Source organism: Mesorhizobium sp. WSM4850 (assembly GCF_055811735.1).
The window spans coordinates 1-21,606 of record NZ_JBVVPV010000008.1 but is presented as its reverse complement, the minus strand read 5'-3'; the positions used below and the strand labels follow the sequence as shown (position 1 = coordinate 21,606).

At 56.1% G+C, this 21,606-nt stretch carries 24 protein-coding genes; 2 read left to right on the top strand and 22 right to left on the bottom strand.

Going from position 1 to position 21,606, the window contains the following annotated elements:
* Positions 1-44: 44 nt before the first annotated feature.
* From AC0L2Z_RS10895 to AC0L2Z_RS10790, 22 genes are all read right to left on the bottom strand, one after another.
* Positions 45-548 carry an HNH endonuclease gene (locus AC0L2Z_RS10895; RefSeq protein ID WP_473627896.1) on the bottom strand — a complete coding sequence of 168 codons (504 nt, stop codon included), beginning with the start codon at positions 546-548 and terminating at the stop codon, positions 45-47.
* Between the two features lie 17 nt (positions 549-565).
* Positions 566-2,776 (bottom strand): bifunctional DNA primase/polymerase, encoded by a 2,211-nt coding sequence (locus AC0L2Z_RS10890; RefSeq protein WP_473627895.1) that lies wholly within the window; start codon positions 2,774-2,776, stop codon positions 566-568.
* Entirely contained in the window at positions 2,766-3,581 is an 816-nt protein-coding gene (locus tag AC0L2Z_RS10885) for a hypothetical protein (RefSeq protein ID WP_473627893.1), read from the bottom strand. Before AC0L2Z_RS10885 ends, AC0L2Z_RS10890 begins: the two co-directional genes overlap by 11 nt.
* Before the next feature lie 162 nt (positions 3,582-3,743).
* Positions 3,744-3,965, bottom strand: a complete 222-nt coding sequence (locus tag AC0L2Z_RS10880) for a hypothetical protein (protein ID WP_473627892.1) — start codon at positions 3,963-3,965, stop codon at positions 3,744-3,746.
* An 81-nt stretch (positions 3,966-4,046) separates the two neighbouring features.
* Entirely contained in the window at positions 4,047-5,714 is a 1,668-nt protein-coding gene (locus AC0L2Z_RS10875) for a DNA cytosine methyltransferase (RefSeq protein WP_473627891.1), read from the bottom strand.
* Positions 5,711-6,061 (bottom strand): DUF6511 domain-containing protein, encoded by a 351-nt coding sequence (locus tag AC0L2Z_RS10870; protein WP_473627890.1) that lies wholly within the window; start codon positions 6,059-6,061, stop codon positions 5,711-5,713. The genes AC0L2Z_RS10875 and AC0L2Z_RS10870 overlap by 4 nt, the downstream gene beginning before the upstream one ends.
* Complete coding sequence (locus AC0L2Z_RS10865; protein WP_473627888.1) at positions 6,058-7,131, bottom strand: DNA-methyltransferase; 1,074 nt, start codon at positions 7,129-7,131, stop codon at positions 6,058-6,060. The genes AC0L2Z_RS10870 and AC0L2Z_RS10865 overlap by 4 nt, the downstream gene beginning before the upstream one ends.
* On the bottom strand, positions 7,128-8,504 hold the full coding sequence (locus tag AC0L2Z_RS10860) for a DEAD/DEAH box helicase (RefSeq protein WP_473628051.1): 1,377 nt from the start codon (positions 8,502-8,504) through the stop codon (positions 7,128-7,130). The genes AC0L2Z_RS10865 and AC0L2Z_RS10860 overlap by 4 nt, the downstream gene beginning before the upstream one ends.
* Positions 8,497-8,652, bottom strand: coding sequence for a hypothetical protein (locus AC0L2Z_RS10855; RefSeq protein ID WP_473627887.1), 156 nt, complete (start codon positions 8,650-8,652; stop codon positions 8,497-8,499). The genes AC0L2Z_RS10860 and AC0L2Z_RS10855 overlap by 8 nt, the downstream gene beginning before the upstream one ends.
* The gene (locus AC0L2Z_RS10850) at positions 8,652-8,876 is read right to left on the bottom strand and encodes a hypothetical protein (RefSeq protein ID WP_473627886.1); all 225 of its coding nucleotides are present in this window, start codon (positions 8,874-8,876) and stop codon (positions 8,652-8,654) included. The genes AC0L2Z_RS10855 and AC0L2Z_RS10850 overlap by 1 nt, the downstream gene beginning before the upstream one ends.
* Positions 8,877-9,221: a hypothetical protein gene (locus AC0L2Z_RS10845; RefSeq protein WP_473627885.1), complete on the bottom strand. Its 345-nt coding sequence runs from the start codon at positions 9,219-9,221 to the stop codon at positions 8,877-8,879. It lies immediately after the preceding gene.
* Positions 9,218-9,946 carry a hypothetical protein gene (locus tag AC0L2Z_RS10840; RefSeq protein WP_473627884.1) on the bottom strand — a complete coding sequence of 243 codons (729 nt, stop codon included), beginning with the start codon at positions 9,944-9,946 and terminating at the stop codon, positions 9,218-9,220. The genes AC0L2Z_RS10845 and AC0L2Z_RS10840 overlap by 4 nt, the downstream gene beginning before the upstream one ends.
* A gap of 356 nt (positions 9,947-10,302) precedes the next feature.
* Complete coding sequence (locus tag AC0L2Z_RS10835) at positions 10,303-12,030, bottom strand: DEAD/DEAH box helicase (protein WP_473627882.1); 1,728 nt, start codon at positions 12,028-12,030, stop codon at positions 10,303-10,305.
* Positions 12,030-12,515: a sigma-70 family RNA polymerase sigma factor gene (locus tag AC0L2Z_RS10830; RefSeq protein ID WP_473627880.1), complete on the bottom strand. Its 486-nt coding sequence runs from the start codon at positions 12,513-12,515 to the stop codon at positions 12,030-12,032. The genes AC0L2Z_RS10835 and AC0L2Z_RS10830 overlap by 1 nt, the downstream gene beginning before the upstream one ends.
* Entirely contained in the window at positions 12,499-13,455 is a 957-nt protein-coding gene (locus AC0L2Z_RS10825) for an oxidoreductase (RefSeq protein WP_473627878.1), read from the bottom strand. The genes AC0L2Z_RS10830 and AC0L2Z_RS10825 overlap by 17 nt, the downstream gene beginning before the upstream one ends.
* 277 nt (positions 13,456-13,732) lie before the next feature.
* Positions 13,733-14,797 carry a DNA polymerase III subunit beta gene (dnaN, locus tag AC0L2Z_RS10820; RefSeq protein ID WP_473627876.1) on the bottom strand — a complete coding sequence of 355 codons (1,065 nt, stop codon included), beginning with the start codon at positions 14,795-14,797 and terminating at the stop codon, positions 13,733-13,735.
* Positions 14,798-14,865: 68 nt separating this feature from the next.
* Positions 14,866-15,645: a Gabija anti-defense Gad2 family protein gene (locus AC0L2Z_RS10815; RefSeq protein ID WP_473627874.1), complete on the bottom strand. Its 780-nt coding sequence runs from the start codon at positions 15,643-15,645 to the stop codon at positions 14,866-14,868.
* A 54-nt stretch (positions 15,646-15,699) separates the two neighbouring features.
* Positions 15,700-15,891, bottom strand: a complete 192-nt coding sequence (locus AC0L2Z_RS10810; RefSeq protein WP_473627872.1) for a hypothetical protein — start codon at positions 15,889-15,891, stop codon at positions 15,700-15,702.
* Entirely contained in the window at positions 15,891-16,499 is a 609-nt protein-coding gene (locus AC0L2Z_RS10805) for a DUF669 domain-containing protein (protein WP_473627870.1), read from the bottom strand. Before AC0L2Z_RS10805 ends, AC0L2Z_RS10810 begins: the two co-directional genes overlap by 1 nt.
* A gap of 40 nt (positions 16,500-16,539) precedes the next feature.
* Positions 16,540-17,337 (bottom strand): ATP-binding protein, encoded by a 798-nt coding sequence (locus tag AC0L2Z_RS10800; protein ID WP_473627868.1) that lies wholly within the window; start codon positions 17,335-17,337, stop codon positions 16,540-16,542.
* A gap of 733 nt (positions 17,338-18,070) precedes the next feature.
* Positions 18,071-18,262, bottom strand: a complete 192-nt coding sequence (locus AC0L2Z_RS10795) for a hypothetical protein (protein WP_473627866.1) — start codon at positions 18,260-18,262, stop codon at positions 18,071-18,073.
* The gene (locus AC0L2Z_RS10790; protein WP_473627865.1) at positions 18,262-19,674 is read right to left on the bottom strand and encodes a hypothetical protein; all 1,413 of its coding nucleotides are present in this window, start codon (positions 19,672-19,674) and stop codon (positions 18,262-18,264) included. The genes AC0L2Z_RS10795 and AC0L2Z_RS10790 overlap by 1 nt, the downstream gene beginning before the upstream one ends.
* Positions 19,675-20,305: 631 nt before the next feature.
* Here AC0L2Z_RS10790 and AC0L2Z_RS10785 point away from each other — a divergent pair.
* Positions 20,306-21,001, top strand: coding sequence for a S24 family peptidase (locus tag AC0L2Z_RS10785; RefSeq protein ID WP_287181217.1), 696 nt, complete (start codon positions 20,306-20,308; stop codon positions 20,999-21,001).
* Positions 21,002-21,142: 141 nt separating this feature from the next.
* Positions 21,143-21,606 (top strand): DUF7666 domain-containing protein (locus tag AC0L2Z_RS10780; protein ID WP_473627863.1); only part of this gene is annotated, 464 nt, incomplete at its 3' end.

Below are 21,606 nucleotides of genomic sequence, written 5' to 3'. Positions count from 1 at the left end.
GAGGTGGTGGATATCCACCTCTATCCACCTAGGTGGGAAGGTGGTTAAGCTGCCCTGGCATACTCGCCGTGGTGTGCATTGGCGGCCTTCCGGTATGCGTCGTGACCGCTTTCTGGCGTGTCAAAATATCCTAAAAACACCTTTGATCCATTGACCCGGATGTCTGCGCGCCAACGCTTATCGGTTTTGTGCCAACTGACGCCTTTGTATCCAGATGTGTTATTTGACTTCATAGTCGTATTCATCTGATTTTGGCTATTGGTCGCAATCCGAAGATTTTTCCATCGATTGTCAGATTTGTTCAAATTGATGTGGTCTATCAATGCATCTGGCACGCATCCGGTCATATAGACGAACGCCAATCGGTGTGCCTGATACCTCTTGCAGTCAATGCCTATCTCCACATATTCATCTTTTGTCCTTCTTCCTGCCACGTCGCCTGGTCGAACACGCATCCTGTCAACCAGCCATGTAAAAAGGCCGTCTGCAGGATTGTACGACAACACCTCTTTAATGCGCCGCTGCGACGGATAACTGTTGCTCTTCATACTATTCTCCGGCAATCCTAAGCAGGTCGAACATATTTAATCGATCGCCCTATATGCTTCGGGTCTGTCTCATTTACGACAGCCAAAATCCCGTTCTCAATCCACGAATCGAGGATGGTTTTGACCTTTCTCTTTTCCGGCGTCATGGCGCGTCCTGTCTCTATTGGGATGCCCAATGCGGTGGCCAGCACGTATCCAGCCCAATCAGACGACTGGTCGCTCTCACGGCAAGATTGGTTTGCCAACTTGACCAGAACGTCTGCCTTAACGACCTCGGGCACCGCCTCAGCTATCTCGTCCTTTGATGGCCATTTCCATTCTGTGACGACGCCAGCGTGATCCTGAGGCTTTGTTAAGCCGCTGCCATTGCCTAGCGGCACGCTTTCGAGCTTGCGCCAATGCTGGCTGTTGTCCATCTTGGTCAAGTTGGCTTTGCCTTGTCCTATCCAGAAGTAGCTAAACCGGTCATCTTTCTCCAATCCTGCTTTTGTCGCCTGCTCTTCCGACATACGGTTTAGGACGCGCACAGAGCGAGCGGCACCGATAAGTGACACAGCGCCTCGAGCATCCTCGACTGTGGCCTCCCGGTCTGCCACCTTCCGCAGATGGTGCACCACGTCCACGGCGCAATTGGTGTAGTCTGCTATTTGCGCCCAGAGCTTCGCCACCTTGTCGATCGCGCCATTGTCATTCTCGTTGACTCGGTGCGTTGACACGAATGGGTCGACAATCTTGACGTCGATGCCAAGTCGCTGGATTTGCTCAACCACGGATTCCACGACCGGCTCGTTGATTTTCAGGCCTGTCTTTCGGTCCTCGTGCATGACGACGAGCTCTTGCTCGCGGCCGGTATCGAGAAACAGATATCCTTCGATGTCCTCAGGCTTGAGTTTGTAGTGAATACACGCTGCCATGATGCGACGTTCCATTTCGTCGCGCGGATCCTCGGCATTGAACAGCCACACCTTGAGACGTTGCGGCGGCTTAATGCCTGTTAGCGGCTTTCCAGACGCCATAGCCAGCGCCTCAACAATGCTGTTACTGGTTTTGCCGAGGCCACCAGGGCTAACCGTCACCGAAACATATTTGCGGATGTAGTGCGTGCCAAATGCGAACTCACGCCGAGGTAGCGTTGCCGGATCGATCCACTTGAATGGTGTCGCGTAGAAAGGCGGCAGGTTGTCGTTGGCGGGTGGCCGTGAGGCGATGTCCGAAGTTTGTATAGATTCTTCGGACACTTCAGCAACCTGCGGGCTGTTTTGCACATCCGCCGAACCAGCCTCAGGCTTGTTTTTGGCCTTGGCGAGCCCATTGGCAATCATCCTTGAGATGTCGACCAGCCGTGTATTGTCATTGCTGTGACTGGGCTCAGGGATCTCGCGCGGTTGACGCATGCCGGCGTCTAGGCCACGACGGATTTTTGCCCACGTCTCCCGCTCGCCATCCTTGGCCAGCACACCGCAAGCGCGGGCAGCATCGTATAGGCCCGACTCGGCATGGCTGCGGGATAGCGCACCAGCGCCAACCATCGTGCCCAAGCTGAAGGCAGACGCGTTGAGTTGGTAGCCGCGACCGCCTTGTGTGGCGTTCGCCAGCGCGGTCAGTTCCGACTCCATGGCGCGCTCTATGTAGACTTCGTTGGTTCCGCGCTCATAGCGGTAGTCGTGGCGCGTAGGCGTATGGACGGGAGGTAGGACAAGCCGCAGAAGCCAATCCGGGGCGTCAGCTATGGGTGCATCGGACAGCCACTCGTATTGCCTGCCGTCGCCGGCTACGCTACCTGGTGCGACGATGTAGCCACCTTCGCCACGCACGTCGACAGCAACGCCAAGACCGCCGCGGTTGCGGATGCCTTCGACGTGGCTAAAGAAGATATGGGTACCGCCGCCCATGGTTTTGGCGCGCGCTGTTTCCGGCAGCGCTCCGTGTTCGGCCTCCATGTCTGCAAGCCAGTCGTGGCCGTCACCGACGCCGGGCTTTCTGTCCAAGTCCAGCACCCAAGCGCCAATGGCGCGCCCTGTTGGCACGCCAACCATTGCATCCGGAGTACGGCGCCACCACTCGCGGATAATGCGCTCGTTTAGAGTCGCTGATTTCAAACCATTACTGGGGTACGGCGTCTTTGGTGAAAGAACTTCGCCTGTTCTTTCATCTACTTCTTCAGCAGATCGGCAAGGGAAGCATGGCCAATTGCGGTCACGATACGATAAGGCCAACTCAAGCGACATCGGCCGTCTCCTTGTTGTTGTTGTTCGCCGGCACACAGAAAGCTAGACTCGGCTGGAACGGCAGGCCGTATTTGGCGTGCTTTCTGATATTGTCTAGCGCCCACAGTGGCTGCAGGTTTGAAATCGCCCAGCACCGTTTAAAGTCGATATCGTCTGTCGTATTAAAGTTGAACAGTGCCTTGGGAATCTTGTGATCTATGTGCCAACCCTTCAGCCCATAGTTCTCCCATGTCATGCCCGGCAGGAATAGCTTTTCAAGGTGCGCCTTGAGTTCATCTAGGGTATATCCGAGAATTGCGAACGTCCTGCGGCCTGCCTTACCACCTTTACCCAACGCGCTTCGCATCGCTCTGCTGATAGCGTTGTGAACTCTTATGTCGGGATTGGCCTGCCTTTTCGCCTGACACTTCCTTGTCTTCTCCCGAACCTTTTCCACATTCTCAGCGCACCACTTTGCCGCATAGATGCGCTTCTTCTCCTTGGCCAAAGGGTCGGTCTCGTACCATTTTTTCTGGCTTGCCAGAACCTTGCTGGCATTTGCCTTACGCCAAGCGGTGTCGGCTTCGCGCTTTCGGTCTGGGTTCGCAGCGCGCCATTCGCGAGAATACTCAGCCACCTTTTCCTTGTTGTTTTCGTAATAGCGATGATTGCGAATCTTCTCACAAGCGCGGCACTCTGAGTTCATACCTGATTTGCTTTTCTTGGTTATCTTGCGCTTCTTGTACTCAGCGCGAAGTTTCCAAACCCCGCATTGCGGGCAAATCTTACCGTCCAACTGGCCAGCCATCTGGTCTATATCCGTCATCGTAGGCCTTCATGAGAAGAGCCACATGCCGAGGCACTGGCTTTGGGTTTGTTGCGCGTTCCAATTCCGATACCTGCATGGCGAGCGGATAGCCTAGAACAGCGGCAAGATCCGCCTGAGTTAAACCCAAGCGAAGCCTTATTTCCTTGAAATCTTGGTTGGTCACAGCGCGTTGATCTCGACTGATACAACACGAACTTTTTCGCCTGTGGTGCGCTCGATAAGGGATTTGCCGATTTTGCGACGCTCACCAGTTGCCCAATTCTCAGCCTGACCAAGCGTTTCGGTATCATGGATGCGTGTGTTGCCGCTTTCGTAAAGCGTCGTCACACGAAAGCTCTTAGGTGCTTCAAGGCGGGCTGCAATCAGGTCCATAACGTTCATGTCCGTATCTCCTTGTTGGTGATCTAGATATAAGGAGAAATCATTAGTTGGTCAAGCGGTCTTGTAAGGATTTTTCATTATTTACGCCGCTAGTGCGGTGGGCTGATTGTCGTTGGCTACATCTGCTGGCGGCATAAACCGCTGAATGCGTTCTCCCAGCCATCTGAATTTCGGCACAGCCCAACTGTTGCCAAGTGCCTTGTAGCGTGGCCCGTCAGGGCTGTTCGGCTTACCGCGCCATGGAATGTCGGTGTAACCGTCCGGAAAGCCCTGTAGGCGCTCGCATTCCATTGGCGTGAGACGGCGGACGGCGCTAGTTAGGACGTGCGGCTTGTCGCCACCTCCCGATGAAGCGCGCAGGGCGGTAGCGACGCTACCACCTAATTCTGCCGTAGCGCCGCCATCTCGGCCACGCAGGGCAACTGTGACCGCAGGCGTCTTGGACTTGTCCAAAGTCGGTGAAACATGTTCGCTGTCACTCAATTCTTGGTTAGCGCTGTTCTGCCATCCGAATGCAATTGCCATTCCAACGCCATGGCCGCCGCCGCCTCCACAAGTCAGCGTTGGTGTTTGGTCCTCCGTTGCGTCGCCGCCGTTATTGATAGAGGTAAAAGCAACAATAGGCGTACCTCTGCCTGTGCCATCTTCGCTGGCGTCGGCGCCTTCGGCTTTGAGAGTGTGCGTTACCGTGCCCGTAACACATACGACATCACCACCTTGGTTGCCGTGAGTTTGGCCCGCAGCCATTACGGGTTGCGCAACTTCAACCGGCCGCGCTTTGTAATCTTTGCCGCTGTTCTGTGGCATGATGGAGTAGACCTGCTGTGAGACGACGGCAAGACTGTCACAGGTATCTACGTCAGTTCCGTATGGCCGATCGCCTCCAGTTGAGTTGCCACCAGCGCGCATGGTGGGCGCCACGTCGACAGTTACCATCGTAGTCGTCTCATAGTCCTGCGAAGAACCTTCGCGCGTTGCGACGCAACGCGCTATTTCTGGCACATACGCCTGACTATCTAATCTGTGGCTGCTGTTTGCTCTAGCGCGGAGCGTAGGGCTAACGGCAACTCCTTCCCTCTTTTCTCGGCTCGGCGCAGAATTCCCTTGCATGCCAACGCGCTCAAAAAGAACCGCGGCGGGATCGGCCCCGTTTCCAAAATCTGCGACAACGATGACACGCTTGCGTCGTTGGGCCAGGCCGAAGAATTGAGCATCGAGGATACGCCACGCGGCGCGTCCTCCGGGTCCAGAGACCATACCCGAGTCTGGCCATTTGGTGTTCCGCTTGCCGTTTCTTCCTGGCGGAGGTGATATGGCATCATCAGCGCCGACAAGTCCTCCCAAGAAACAGCCGAAGGCGTTGTCGGGTGTGTTGAGCCATCCGGGGACATTTTCGATAATGGCATTTCTAGGGTTAATTGCATGAAGTGCCCTCATGTAGACGAGTGAAAGATTGCCGCGTGCGTCTTCAAGGGAGTTGCGCAGACCAGCAACAGAAAAAGCTTGGCATGGCGGGCCTCCACATACGATGTCGACCTTGCCGCGATAATGAGACCAGTCATGCGCAGCCATGTCGCCAACGTTTGGCACTTCGGGATAATGATAGGCTAGGACTGCAGATGGGAATTTCTCAATTTCGGCGAACACCAATGCACGCCAACCAAGCGGAGTGAAGGCGACGCTTGCTGCTTCAATGCCGCTGAACATCGAGGCAAACGTTATGCCGCTATTATCATTATCGTGTTTCAAAACGGCACCGCCTGCTCTCTAACCAGCCTTCTTAGTTCCGCAGCGCAGCCATCCCAAATGCGGCCGCAAAACATCAACACTTGCTCTTCCGTCCACTCGCTCAGGTCTGCGCCCCATTCTTCGACCAGCGGTCCAGCGGCATTCATGCCGCCTTGCCTGGCGCGAAGTTCGTAGGCGTCGACGCGCTTGACCCTTTTGAAGTCCTCAAGGATTAGGCTGCACTCGGCGCACAGCCATTTTGGGTCTTTGTCGCGCTGCGTGGTAAAGCCAATGCCTATGCCGATCGCGTGCTTACCGCAAAAGTGACAGTCGGCTGGCGTGTGTTCGTCAATGGTTGTGGTGGTCATGCTGCGGCCCCGATAGACGGCAGGTTGTCGTTGGCGGGCAAGTCAAACAAGCTAGCGGCAGGCTGTTCTTTTGTGCCGAGTGCGGCAATGTTCTTTGCTGCTTGCCGGAAGTATGACGGCTTCAACTCGAAGCCAATGCCTCGCCTGCCCATCTCGACTGCCGAATAAACCTCACTGCCGATGCCCAAAAACGGCGTCAACACCACGTCGCCTTCCGCGCTCCACAGGTCGATGCATCGTTCGATGACGTCTAATTGCAGCGGCGAAATGTGCTGCTCATCTTTTTCGTCACGTCCACCACGATATTGCAGTGTGCGCGTCTGGCGGATGTCCATCCATACCGGCGAGGCGTAGCGCTGCCACACCAGGACAGACTTCCACATATCAAAAGGCCACGGAGTGCGACCATCAGCGACGGTTTGCGCCGCATGTCTGTCGTAAGCCTCGCGACTGATGTCCAGCCCGCGATCATCGCCAGGCTGCGACCCAACGAACGCCTCAAACATGCCATCTACTGGATTGTCATTGTCGCCATGCTTGCGGAAGGAAACAATATAATCGGCAAGCCCTTGACCGCTGATGCAACTATCCTTGGTGACCTGCTTATGCAGGAGCCGGATAGATTTGGTGCGCTGCTGAGCAATGACAGGGTCTTTCCAAATGCAGACTTCGCTATGGAAGATCCACCCGGCATCCTCATAGGCTCGGATCACTTCGCCGCGGAAATCTCGCATGCCGATGTGGCCGTGACGGATTTTCGACGTAGGCAACTGCATCACGTGCACCGAGTGCATGCGCCCCGGCTTTGTGACGCGAAGCAATTCGGAAATCAGGAACGCGTAATGCTCCCAAAACGCCGGGCCTTCGTTGTTTGAAATGTCGCGGTCGAAGTTGCTGAACTTATAAAGCCCCTCGAATGGCGGCGAGTGGATACCGAAATCAACGCTATCGCCGGGGACCGCGCGGATGAGTTCGCAGGAATCGCCCTGATAGATCGCGTAATTGTCGGTCACGACCTGATCGACGGCGTTGATGCTGGCCGTGGTTGTCTCAAGTTTGTTCGTGGTCATGCGGCAACTCCAAGCCAAGATGGGATTTTCATTGGTTGTTTCGGGTCGTAGTTCGGTTTGTCGCGAACCTGGCCGCGAACGTTCCGTGTCGAGATGTCTGCAGTGTGGAGGATCATTGCCGCAGCCATACGGTCGGCATCGGTCTCTTTGCGGTTGAGGTTGGCGACAACGGCGCCCTCAGTGTCTGCGGCAATGAAGTGCGCCGTGACAGGCTTGCTTTGGCCGAAGCGCCAGAACCTGCGGACGGCCTGATAGACCTGTTCGAAACTGTCATTGAGACCGACAAAGCCGGTGTCAGCGCAATGCTGCCAGTTCATGCCAAAACCGCAGATGGATGGCTTAGTGACCAGGACGCGAATGCGGCCTTCGCTGAAGTCGACAAGCTTTCTCTCCGCGTCTTTGTCGGATCCTCGGATTTCGACGGCATCAGGAATTGCCTTGGCTAATGCCTCACTCTCCGCATTCAGGTTGCACCACCACACGAATGGACGATCGGTCGGCGTCAAAGAGACTGCATGCGCAACGCGGTCGGTGACCGTGTCGCGCCTGGCTGCAATTCGCTGCTGTAGGGTTGCGCCACCATCGCGGAACAAACCATCATGCGCAGCCGATGACCGCACGACGTGATGGATCTGATCCAATGGCGGAAGAATATACGCGCCATCGTCGTACCCGATGTCGGAAGGCTTGCGCATCATGACCGACCATGACGCCATCCATTTCCAGAAGTCATTTTCGGCGTGACCCTTCAGTCGCCACTTCTGAGTGTCGCCATTGTCGTGCGCGAAGAACGTCGCCAGCATGTCGGTATATGACATGATGCCAAGAAACTCAGCGTGGTTGCCTAGCTCCATGAAATCGTTTGGCGCCGGTGTTGCTGTAGCAGCAAGGCGAAATGGGATGTCCTTGCACGCCTTGATTAGCTCGTTTCGATAGTGTCCCGTGGTCGACTTCAGGATGGAGCTCTCATCGAGGATAACGCCGCCGAATTGCCTAAGGTCGAAATGCTCTAGCTTCTGATAATTGGTGATGTTCGTACCTGAGCCGCAATCCTCCTGCGATCGCACGACGCGAGCTTCAATGCCAAACTTGTCTGCCTCCCGGGCCATTTGGTTGGACACCGCAAGCGGCGCCAGATGTAGAACATCCTTGCCAGTTGCTCGATTGACGGCCTGCGCCCATGACAATTCCATAAGGCTCTTGCCTAGTCCTGTGCCGGCGAACAATGCAGCGCGCCCGCGCTTGAGTGCCCACCGCACGATGTCGCGCTGAAACGGGAACAGAACATCCGGTAGCGCCGGTATATCGGCTAGGCCAGTTGGCGGATCGATGATCGCCTTTCGTGCGAGGAAGTCGGCGTACGCTTCATTCATATTCAACAAACCAATCCTGATAACAAGCGACGTCAGCCATTGCTTCTTCAAGCGATTCCAAGTCGCGCCAGTAGGCGTCGTAGTCCGGTTCGTAGTCGGCTCTACCTGCAGCCACTAAGCATTCGAACATGTTGTCGTCGCAATCCATCACGCAGCCTCAGCCAGTTTGCGCTCGACAAGAGCGAACAATCTACACAGCCTGTCGGCAGGAAGTTTCAGAACGAAGGTTGTCAGGTCATTGTTGAAGCGCGTCCAGCTTGAACCGCCACCTCCCGCGCCAGGCTTAATCACCCCTGCGTCTTCCAAGTCCCAAAGGGCAAGATTGTGCAGAACAGAAAACGTATCACGAAAGCGGTCGGAGCTGGTCATCATTCAAATCCTCCGCTCAACCGGCAAGTCGTTCAACTGCGCCTCACAGTAGGTGACGCGCTCGCGCGCCTGCTGTAGTTGGTCCATCCATCGTTTACGATCTTCGTCGGCTCGGCTGTTGGCTTCTTCCTGACTTTCTGGCCGTTCATAGGTAATGCGCACCTGCGGGTATGATTCACCAGCGCAATCGAAATACGGTTCGAAATCTATTTCTGCGCTTGCACGATGTTCGGTGGGAATGTTGTAGTAAACGCACTCAAGCTCATCCAGAAATTTACCCAGCTTATGCTCTGGAAATTCCGTTCTAACACCCCACACCTTGACCACTTCCGTTACAGTGTTCATCATTTCGCCACCCTGTCTTCCCAAACCCGAAACCCCGGAACCATACGCATGCCGGCTCGGACAACAGTGTCAGCCTGAGACTGGCACAGCGCGCGGAACTCTTCCGGCGATCGTCCGTACGCCCAATCCAGCGCCTTTTCTTCGTCCACGATCTCGGCACGCCACACGCTTCGCAGCCCGGTCGGTCCCTTGGCGGTCGACTTGGCAAAGCGCTCGACTGCCGCAGCTTCTTTGACCAAGAGCTCCGCGGACTCGCGCGCCTCAAGATTGCCCTGCGATGCGGCAAGCGCCTCCCTTGCCACGTTGGCCAGTCGCTCCGCTTCCTTGCGCGCAGCCTCTACCAACGCGGCCTTTTCTTCCGCCACCCGCTTACGCCATGCGGCAAGCAGTTCGCCCAGTGAGGCTTTGGCAAGATCCACCTTGCCTTTCTTGGGCTGGATGAAGGGATTGAAGCGCTTTTGAATAGCGTCGATCTTCTCGTCTAGCGGAGCCTTCTCGATCTTGCGTAGTTCATCTGCAGCCTTGCCAGCCTCATGGATTGCGTCATAGAGCGCCGTCACCGTGTCGTGCATTGCCTGGTTAGCAATAGGCTCCCCGTCCGCAAAGTTTTTAGCTTCATCGTACAGATCAGAGATGGCCGTAAGCGCCTCGTCGATCGGATCGACCGGTGGCTGGTTGTTGCCGATAACTGCGCGCGGGTTGGCCGCAATGGTGTTGATGTCGGTCATGCTAATAGATCCTTGTGCAAAACTGCGTAGTCGTTCTGCGGCTAGTTCAGCCGTACATGCTTACAAGGCACCATCGCGGCTTTCCGGTAATGCCGCGCTCAGTGCACCAATTAGTGAATGCGTCGATCTTTTCCAGCGGCACCTCTTACCTGCCGTAAAGACGGCGTGCCTTCTCTCTGGTGTCGGCGGCGGCATGCGCCTGCGCCAACCTAATGGCGTCGTCCCTGACCACTAACCATCCCTCTGCGCGCAACGCACTGATCAACTGAACAGCCAACGCTGGCGCACCAACGTAGCCGTTAACGCATCCACGCAAAGATGCGGTAAGCACTTCAACAGGTTGTTTCATTGTGACCTCAAAAGGGTATGTCTGCGTCGTAGTCCATCATTTCGCGAATGCCTGGCGATAGCTCGTTATCGTTATCCGCAGGCCTATCGTTATCGTTGTCCGCTCTCACCAAGCCAGCGCGGTAGTCTTTGGCGTTAGCGTATTTTCCGTTGTACTCAATTTCGATTTCGGCCGTGTCGTTTAGCTCATGTTGCCTAATCAAGAACTCCTCTACCGTCGCAGGGAATGGACGTTGCCCTCCGTGTGCGTGCCAGTACCGGTCAGCATGGCTTTTCGCTCTGCGGCTTTCTGACTTGGGATGCTCGCCGTGCTGCGGGCAAATCCACGACGAGACAGCCAAAAAGCCGCACATGTAGGAAATCTTGACGCTCGGTGGGTACTCCGGATTCTTGTTTGGATGTTCCGCAAAGCGGCGACTTGACACCTCACGCCACATGTTCTTTTCGGTAGACAGAACGGGCGCCGCATCAGCGGTTGCCGTTATCTTCACTTCCTCGCTTGGCGGGAAGATGTAGCCGCAGCAGTGGCAAGTCATCTGCGAGATAGGGATTTCCTCCCCGCACCCATAGTTGCCGTCCACATCCTTTTCATCCTGAGGACACGTCTTCTTGGGTTGTTCGCCATCGCCGTCGCCAGGCGCTTTCGGTCGGATCTGATCAATCGGCCCATGATAGGCAAGGTTCTTGCCGTGATCAGAAACAAGGCAATCATCCTTGCCTGGCGAGTTGCGAGTGCCGCGGCCAAGAATCTGTACCAGCTTCCCGGCCGACTTGGTTGACAGGATAAGCGAGATGAAGTCTACGAACGGGAAGTTGGTTCCGGTCGTGATCATGCTTACCGACGATATCGCCCAATATTTTCCAGATCGAAAACCTTCGAAGATCTCCTTGAGTTCATGCGAGTTGTCGCTGGTGAGAACCGCACACGTGCGGCCATGCCTACGAATTGCTTGCGCAATGTGCTCCGCATTTGCCTTACTGGTGCTGAAGAAAAGCCCGGCACGCCGGCCTTCCGACATAGCCATGTCCTCGGCTACGGCGTCCTCGATTATGCGCTCCGCCGCGTCCGAAATCTGGCCAGGAATGTAATCGCCGCCGCGCGTACCCACTCCCTTCAGATCGATCTTGGCAGTCGTCTTGTGGCTGGTTAGCCGCGTCAGGTAACCTTGCTCGATAAGGTCGGTGAGCTTCGCCTCATAGACGACGTCGTCAAACAGCCGGTCCTCACCGTCAGTGAGGCGTCCGGAATCCATCCTGTAATCAGTCGCGGTCGTTCCGGCGATGCGGCTGTCTTCATTGATCTCGCGAACGCCAGAAAAGAATTGCCCATACTGAGTGTCCGCGTTTCGGCTGATCGCGTGCGCCTCGTCAATGAGGACAAGGTCAATTGGGCCGATCTCTGCGGTGCGTTTGTATATGGATTGGATGCCACCAAAGAGCACCTGCGCCCGAGCGTCCCTTCTGCCCAACGAGGCAGAATATATGCCCGCTGGCGCGAACGGCATGAGGCCCACGAACTCTTTGTAATTCTGCTCGACCAGGTTTGCCGAATGCGTGACGTTCGCAATCCGCAGGTCCGGATAGTCGCGCAGTAACTCCTCAATGATCTTGGCGATGACAAGCGCCTTGCCGGCGCCGGTCGGAAGCACGATTAGGCCATTGCCGCTGCCCTCCGCGGCCCAGTATTTATAAAGACAATCTATTGCATCTCGCTGATAAGGCCGCAGTTCAAGCATTATGCAGCCGCCTGAAGTTGCGCCCTAGCCTTATTTACGATCTGGTCGACTCGCGTTGTACCTATGCCCCTGGTGTCTCCAATTTCACGCAGCGTATCGCCCATTGCGCGGAGCACAACCACGTTACCGTTCTTGATGCCGTCCAGGCACGACAGTGCGTCGACCAGCTCGACGTAGTGTTGCTGCGAGGGTTTTGTGCAATGCACGGGATCAGCCGCACCTGTGAGCTCTACGAACCGAAGTCCTTTGCGCGCAGCGGTCTTTCTGGCCTGATTACTCACAACGCCTCGCATGCAGAAGCAAAGCCATCCCCACAGGCTGCCATCCTCCCGGAAGGTCTCCCAAGATCCGAGCGCATAGATAATGCTATCCGTCACAAGGTCGGCTTGATCTTCGGACCTGTGACGATACCGCTTTGCGCGATTCGTTAGGCCGGGCAGATAGGCCATAACTCGAGCGTCGAATTCCTTAGGCCGCTTTTGCATTGGTACCCTCGTTGCTGTCATCTGCGCCATCCGTCCAAAGCTTTCCGCTCCGCAAGCGGTATGTGATGGTTTCGTTGTCTTGATCAGCACTCACGAGCTCGCCAGGCACGAGCGCCGGAATGAAGAGATGTGTTGGGCATCCCGCATCTTGCTCTTCAAGTGACAAAGGCTTCGACCACCGTGCGCAATCCCATCCAGCGTTGCCGTCCATAACCGGAGTGCTATGCATGCACGTTCGGCAATGCACGCGTGGCCATAGCTCTTGCCAGCACACCTCGGCTTGCCGGCAGAACCTGCCGCGGAAGTCGTCGCGCTTCGTGCACAGGCGGACTGGCGGCTCCGGCATCTGAATGATGCGCTCAATGCGAGCCACTGCGCGAATGGCAAACTCGACGTCATAGTTCACGCGCTCGAGATGCAAGTCCTCATCGTTCTTGTTGGTCATCATGTACAGCACACGGTCTATGCCGAGCCCATGCATGTAGAATTGGAAAGTTGCATAGTGCTCCGGCTTGCCGAGTTTTACACCTTCCTTCTTTACCTTCTTGAAGTACTCTTCCTTGGACGATTTGCACTCAATGATGTGTTCGGTCTTTGCTGCCTCTGGCAGACCGATCGTACGCCCGTCGATTTTGCCCCGCAGATGCCCGCCAGCAGCGCGCACCTTGTCCTGCTCGCCCCAGACGTCGCAGCCTATGAGGCGTATGAGATCCAACAGGCGCTCTTCCTCGATGTTCCCTCGCTCAAAGATACGACGCTTCTTCCAGTCTATTGTTTCGCGCCGGCTTGACCGTCGGAATGCCAACCAGATCGCGCGGTCGCACTCGACGCCAATGTCGCCGGCCGGGACGCCAACGGATTCCCAATCGTCATGCCCTTCGACAATTGCCCCTTGAATTGCACGCAAGGTCGACGGCGTAGCTTTTGGCAGTGGCGCCATTACAGGAACAACTCCAAGGTATGTGGGCATCGCATTGGGAACGATGCGTCCTCGCGATAGGCCGTGCAGATTGGTTCGCCATTTCGGATCTTCAGCTGGTGTGGTTTCTCTCCCCACACGGCCATGTTCATAATGATGCAAGAGCCGGGCTGCTCTTGGCCAAACTCGTCTTCCCACGGTTCTGCCTCTGACAACTCGAGGCAGTGCACGCACCATTTCTGGGAGAAGGCCAGGTCGGCCTTCTCGTTAACTGGACGCCAGAGATCGCCATCCATGGCTACACGCGCATAGGCATGAGGACACAAAGCAACTCAGGTGCATTGTCCGACATAAACACCGCAGGTGAGCCGGCATCCGCAAGCGCCAACTTGACATCACCAGCCGGGAACTGCCCGATGAGTTCGGCCAGGTATGCGCTGTTGAAGCCGATGTCGATTGGCTCACCACTATACGTGACCGCCACCTCTTCCGTTGCGCTGCCATTGTCCGGCGAGTTGACGGCTAGCGCGGCATGGTCACTCGCGAAGGAAAGTTTGACTGCCCGACCGCGCTCCGAGGACACAACCGATACACGGTCAGCGGCTTTGCCGAGCGTGCCTGCGTCGAACGTGATGAGCTTGTCATTGTTCTTGGGAATGACGCGCTCGTAGTCAGGGAAGGTGCCGTCGATCAGCTTTGATGTGATGACAGTTTCGCCAGCGGTCACTCGGAACTTTGTGTCCGAAAGCGAAACGGAAACATTGCCCTTCGGCACCAGTCCGACCATCTTACGCGGAACGATGATGCCGCCGAACTCTCCGACCGCGGCAGTAGCATGGCGAGATAATCGATGGCCGTCCGTTGCAACGGCAGTGAGTGCAGTTTCGTTGCCAGCCAGGTAAACGCCGTTGAGATAGTATCGGGTTTCCTCGGTAGAAATCGCGAACGTGACTGGCGCGAAAAGTGAGGCCAGATCCAAGTCGAAGCTCGTCGTGAAACCATCTACTGAGAATGACGGAAAGTCGGCATCGGGTAGCGTCTGCAGACGAGACGTGTATCGGCCAGCCTTCACGGTTAGCACGCCGTCTGCCTCTGACATGGAAACAACCGCCGATGCTGGCAATTTCTTGACGATGCTATCCAGCAAGGACGCCGACACGCAGAATGCGCCGTCCTCTTCGGCTTCGACAGTGACAGCGGACTGGATCTCGATATCCATATCGGTCGCCGTTGCCGAGAGCTTCCCGCCATCCGCAACAAGGCGCACGGTCGACAGGATCGGAATGGTGTTCCGCGATTCCACAACGCGTGTCGTGGCTGCGAGCAGGCGCGCTAAAGCCTGGCGCTCGATAGATAGGCGCATGGTAGTCTCCTCGTGTTGGGAAGTGGTGGGTGTGGCCGTCAGTGCGACCACACCGGCAACCGTAGAGTTTAGGCTGCCTGCTTCAGAAATCCGTCTTCATCGTATCGACTTTCATCGAACGTATCGCCCTTCAGTTCAGCCAGAGTTTTGAACAGCACCAAAGCATTGCTCGGCTGATCGTCATTGGCTGGCGTTAGCCAATCGTCAGAACCATCATCCGCGACCGTAAGCGCATTGATGGCCGCATCCAGACTGAAATCCTGTGACTCGCCGACCAACTCAACCTTGGTTCCGTAGGCCCCGCCGATCTGGTCTTTCAGATCATCCCACGTGTCGATTTTCACGCCTCGACATGCGAGTGCGATTTTCAGAATGTCGCCCTTGCCAATAGTGTAGCCGCGCTGCTGGTATTTCAGAACGCGTGTGGCGCTTGCCAGAGGGTAGCGAGTGCCAGGATTGAAACGCAGAAACCGCTGCGAGTTGTGCTTGAGGAAATCGTCATGGAACACGAATTCCTTGGTATCGTAATCATATGCGGCCATGACGATCGTGTAGTCGAACGCCTTGAATATGTCCTGTGCGGTAGGGAAGAAGTCGAAATGCATGTACTGGACGATGGTGCCGTTATCGCTGAACGTCACGGCGCGCTTTGACGTGTCGACGTTCCACCAACTGGAGTCGTAAGCCTGTGCAACCGCAGTTTCAAAATCCTCGCGGCTCTTGAAATAGATATCCAAATCGTTGATGGGTTTGCCAGTGAAAACGCTGGTGATAGCGCCGCCTGCCACGTATGCGCCCTCGCACGGCCAGGCGTAGTTGGCAATCAATCTTGCTTCAGCTTCGAACATGAATTCTCCTCAAAATCGAAAGAGAGTGGGCGGGCCGAAGCCCGCCGTTAGGTGTTAGTCATCTGCGCCAAGAGCATGACGCCATCCTTCGGTTCCGAAAGCGTCGTCCTGATCGTTCTCATCGAGGAAGTTCTCTAGCGCATCAATGTGCTGGAACACCTTCATCAATTCATCTGGCGAAGCCTGACCAACAAGCGCCTTGCCGCGTACGGTATTAACGAACCTTTCGGTTTGCGCTTTCATCATTATGCCGCTTTCTTGTTGCCCCAAGGCTTGGTGCCAGCCGGCTTGCTAGTCGTTGTGGCCGCAGGCGAAGGCCTATTCTGATTGGCGACCGGTCGATTGTTGTTGGCGGCTACAGGCGCCAGCTTAGGCTGCACCTCGTCAATCGACGGCTCTGGCAGGGCGCCTTCGTCTTCGAAGTAGTATCGCTTGATCTCCATGCGGGCTGGATACTGCGGCGTCCCGTCTGCATTGGTCTTCTTGCTCGGTTTGCCGAGACCAAGCTTAACCGTGTAAGAATGGAAATGCAGGTCCTCGCTGTCCTCTACTTCAGAAATGCCAATTGCGCGGCAAAGAGAGGCAAACTCCTTCTGGCCAATTTCTTGGGCCTGAGCGTTCGCGTTCTCAAGGTTGATGAAGCCGAAGAACTTACGCCCCTTAACTTCCTCAGGCGCGATAACGTTTGATGTGTATTTTAGCCCCTTGCCTGTGCGTGCGTTTTCCGGGCCAGTCTCAACGACGTCGCTGGCCTCAATTTCGAACTGCATAATGCCAGCAGGAAGCTCGTCAAACCCCTCGCGTTGAGTGGTGTCGTGTTCCTGTGCGTTGAACCTTTTGCCAAGAGCGGCCATAGTGGATTCCTTGTGGTGTGGTAGACTAGAAAGTAAAGTGCTATTCCGCAGGCTCGGCCACTTGCCGTCCGGTCGGTACAATGATGTGCTTGGCTATCTCCTCGTAACCGTGACCCTCCTTGAATGGCAGCGTTCCAGACAGCCGGTATCGATTCTTGGCCACGAAGCCTGGCCGCTCCTCGATTGCGATTTGGCGATCACCGCCGCCCTCGCCGCGCTTGCGAACGTTGTCCTTATGGAATCCAGCCTTTTCCTTGACGATAGAAACACGCTGGTGGATGTAGCCTACGATGTCGGACGCATGGGACACCGCATTGCCTGCATCGTCGGAGAGGTTCAGTCGGTAGCGCGGGTAGCTATCGGTCGTGACACCGGGGTCTGTCTTGACCTTGGCGTGACCCAAGAGAACGACCGCAAAGCCAGCGTGCTTCAGATCGATTAGCTTGTTGATGAGTTCTCGCCAGACCGATGCGACCGCCTTGCCGCCAGCGCCGAACGCACCCTCGGATATGTCGCTCCATCCGTTTCGTGCGCACGCCTCTGCAACGATGAGAGGTTCAGCGCTATCAAGCGTGTCCAGAACGAACGTTAGGCGGTCGTGATCGTCCTCAAGCATCCAATCAATCTGATTGACGATGTCGGCGTATTCCTCGCAGAGACCGCGAGTTGGCATCTCAATGCCGGTCGGAGGACGTTCGTTCTTCCCGGTCTGCACATAGTACGGCGCCGGGAATTCGCTGGCGAGCGTCGTCTTGCCTAGACCCTCTCCACCGTAAATCGTAATGATAGGCGGGTGCCTGTCCTCGGTGGTGTCAACTCTGTCCCAATCTAGTGCCATTAGCCAACAAACCTCATTGCGGCGAGTGCCAGCACCAGTGCGATGCTGGTAAGTAATGCGATGTGGAAAGGATCCGGCGCGGTCATTTGAGAAGCGACCATGCTACGAGCGGCAAGAGCACGATTGCCAGCGTGATCCACACAGCCAGGTAACGCTGTGCGGCAGGCGCTTCGTTATCGTCGTCTTCGATAAAGTCCTCCATTTATGCTGCCTCCAACTTGCGACGATCCGCGCTGTGCATGAACTGCGGCGCTCGAGTTTCCGACACCTTGGCGGAAGCTGCGGCACGCGCTGCCCGCTTACGGTCACCGCGCGTCAAGCCCTGCGGGTCTGTCTCTGGCTCTACTGCTGGCACGCGAAAGCCGTGCGTACCGGTCATTGTCGCCATGGCGGTAAGGCGACGCTGTTGTCCGGCGTAGTCTGATGATGGATTGCCAAGGCGGGTAACAGCCACGGCTTCCGCGTCTAGGATTTTGGCTAGTGCATTCATGCTTGGATCCTCGATACGCGGCGAGCCACCTCCTGCTTGCCGTTAGTGGCGTACGTCTTACCGTCGATGATGTGCGGCACGTACTTGGATTCCGGATACTTGAAGCCACGCGCCTCACTGGATGCCACCTTAACGGCGTGTCGAGCTTCGGCTCGCATTACCTGTCTTGAAGTCATAAAACCTCCTGCCTACTGGCTTGCGCCAGTAGGTTGTTGGTGTTTGCATTGCTGTGTGGTGTGTTGGTTAGGCGGCCTTGCCGCCAGTGCAGACCCAAGTCAGAATGGCTTCTGCTACTGCAGTGGCGACGCTCTTTGGTATCAGGATGATGTCGTCACCCTGCTTGACCGAGACGGAGTCGTCATCAAACTCTTCGCAGATAATGTCGCCGTGGCCCTGCACCTCAAGGTAGATGCGAATGTTGTTCTGCACCCGCATCACGCAGCCTCCCGCCGCAGCCAGTCCTCAACTGCGTCCTTGGCGGTTTTCAGGTATAGGCCGGTATTGCTACGCAAATCCTTGATTGCCGCAATCACCTGCCCACCAGCCGCCAAGCGCTGCCATTCGTGGTCGTAGGTGCGCTCCACCTTCTTCACGTCGACCATCTCGTACACGCCGAACTCCTGGCCGCGGTGCTTGTCAGCAAGGCGGGCAGCCTCGGTTTCCGCTGCGTTCCTGTTCGCGTGAACAAACGGCAGTGTCGAAGGTTTCGGCTGGCCGTTCTCGATCAACGCTACAATGGCCGTTCCTTCCGAAGCGTGCTTGCGCACGATATCGGCCATGGTGGTGACCGGAGATACTAGTTCAAAGTAAGAGCCGGGGCGCCAAGTCGTATAGCCACGCTTGTCAGTGAAGTGAACCGACGTTGACACACCTTGTGTTTTGGCTACGGCAACGAATTCGTCGCCAATTTGTGTTTCGCCTGCCGGATTTGATACAAGACGAATGCGGTCGCCAGCCTTGAAACCGCCGCCAGCATCCTTTGCGATTGTTGCTTCCGCAACAACGGGCCATTCGGCGATGAGGTCGTCAACGTCGCGGTCTATGCACGACTTACCTTCGGCAGTGATGCCATGCCATTTTTTGCCGTCGACTTCGTGGAAAAACGGATAATCGTGGTTGCCTCCGTGTTGATTCACGCCAACAAGTGCCTTCCGCCCGTCGCGCGTCTTGTAGAACTTGCCGGCTTCGATGCGGAGGGTGGTTGCCGCCTGAACTAGCGTACAGTCGGACGAAGATTTAGTGTCGTGTAGCTGCCATGTATGGCCGCACGGTCGGTCGGCAAAGCGAATGTTGCCGCCAGCCGTCACATCCTTGACTGTGAATGTTCCCTGCTCGCCGATCGACACTCTGTCGCCAGACGCCGGCCTATCTTTATCGGTGAATCGGTATCCCGGCTCGCGCGCCGCAACCTTCCGCCCGCCACCATACTCGTCGGCCAGGTTGTCGACTTCGGCTGCAGCGCATGAGGAGTAGGTAGGGATGGGTTCGATGTCGTTCATCGAAACGCGATTGTCATCGCCCACGTTATCGGAGACCATCACGTCCTTTTCGAAGACTTGCGTCACAGGATAGGTCTTGCCAGCGGTCAAATCGAAGCCGCTAACCAGCAACCGCACCTTGTCGCCGACGGCGAACTTGGGCGCGGCAATAAGCTTGAATTCAGGATACGAACCATCGTCTGTAAACACGTTGCGCACGCCAACCAAGTTCCACCAGCGATAATCCGTGCGCCTAGCCTCGTCCTTAATGGTGTATCGCTTACCTGCAATCAGACCTTCGTAAGCCTCCGCGACCGTGACAGAATCACCCACCTTAAACTTATGTGCGCCACCAACATGCATATTCATGCCACTTCCCTCTCAAATGAAATCACATTGCCTTCGGCCTCACGGCACTCGAAACTCACTTCACCAGCCTGAAACCACCGCTCTTGCGGCGCTCCGGCGCCATCCATGTAGCGCACTGCATACCTGTCCATCTCGCCAAGGTACGAGCGACGCCCAACAACAAGGCCATCGATGTCGGTTCCAGTTAGTCGAACGCGAGAGCCGATCATGCGGCACCGTGCAGGGATGCGAAGCGCGGCATGCTTACGGGTTGCGTCGTGTAGTCAGTGCTGCAAAAGCCGATAACGGGCATATGCTTGACGATGGTCCGGGCGGTCTCCTCAACCGCACTTGGCTTAAATCTGGCTAGATCCCTAGCGCGGCCGAAGATTGCTCTAACAACACGCGATTTCCCCTTCAGCGCTTGCGCGCTGCCAGCAATTGCATCCATATGGGACTGCTCCTCGTAAGGCGTTTTTGATTGGGTAAACGAATCGCGTTACCGCACCGACTCGTTAACTACAGGGCCAACAATATGCCCGTTTACCTTTTTTGTCAAGACTCAAAATGACTTCGTGCATTTGACAAACCGCAACGAAAGGCATATTTTCATGTCTGCGCTGTTGGGGCGCGCAGTTAATAGGAGTGCGTTGTGACTGACGAAGATAGAAAGAGGCGCGCCGCGGAGCGCGTTCGGGAGCTTCGCGAGTCTTTTGGAATGGAGCAGCCTGAGTTTGCTCGCTTCATAGGGCTGCCGAAGGACGGGCAGTCTTCCATCTCCAAATGGGAGGCAGGTAAGAGTGCGCCAGGTGCGAAGGCTGCAGCTCTGCTAGCTCTCAAAGGTGGTAAGGATGCTTTATATTATCAGGGCCTCGAGCCTATCGCGTCCGCGCCCTCGGCAAACGTCAGAATGGCTAGAATTGTTGGCGAGGTGCAGGCCGGCGCATGGCGTGAGGCGATCGAGTTTCCTCCGGATGAGCAGGAGCCATATCCTGTGCCGCCCAGCACGCCGAATTTCGACATGCAGGCGTTTGTCGTTCGCGGCCCGTCTATGAATCAAGTCTTTCCGGATGGAACGGTGGTATTGGTCGCCGGCACTATCGCAAATCGGATCAACCCCAAAAGCGGTGATTACGTCCTGGTCCAGCGTGTGAACTCGGATGGCCTGCACGAGGCTTCATTGAAGCAATATGTCGTCGATGTCGACGGCAGCAAGTGGCTTTGGCCGAGATCCAACGACCCACATTATCAGACGCCACTCCTTGTGAGCGAGAACGACGACGCGTCAATTACCGGTCGCGTCATGAAGGCCGAGCTGGATTTCCCGCTCGCACGTCGCGGTAGGTAACAATTATGCGAGCGGGCATTTAGATAAAAGATGAACTAATGCCCGTTTGCATTTTTGTTGTTGACTGAAAAGGTAAATGGGCATATTGTGATTCCTGTAGCCGCCTAGTGCGGCAGGGCTCTTGAAGCAGGAATTGCACACATGGCAAAGAAGTTGGCCGCATCCGTTGGCGCGGCACAGTTGGTTAGTGCCTATAAGGGTTTTAACCGAGATCTCACATGCACGCCTTCTGGCGTAAAATTCCAGTACGAGGTCGGCAAGTCCTACAATAACGGCGGCAAGAAGGTCACCCGGTGCGGTGAAGGCGCATTCCACGGCGTTGCTATGCCGCTGGATGCGTTTAGCTATTATGGCCCTGCGACATCCGTTTATCACGGTGTTGGCTTGGGCGGTGATATTGTCCGCAAGGATGATGAAGATACCAAGATTGCATCGGCTGAGATCACCATCAATGCCGAGGTCAAGCTTCCTGAGTTCATTCGTGCCGCCGTCAGGTGGGTTATCGGTGAGGCGAAGGAAAGGGTTACGACCGGCTACCGTGCCCATGCGGCGAGCACCGGGGACTATGCCCATGCGGCGAGCACCGGGGACTATGCCCATGCGGC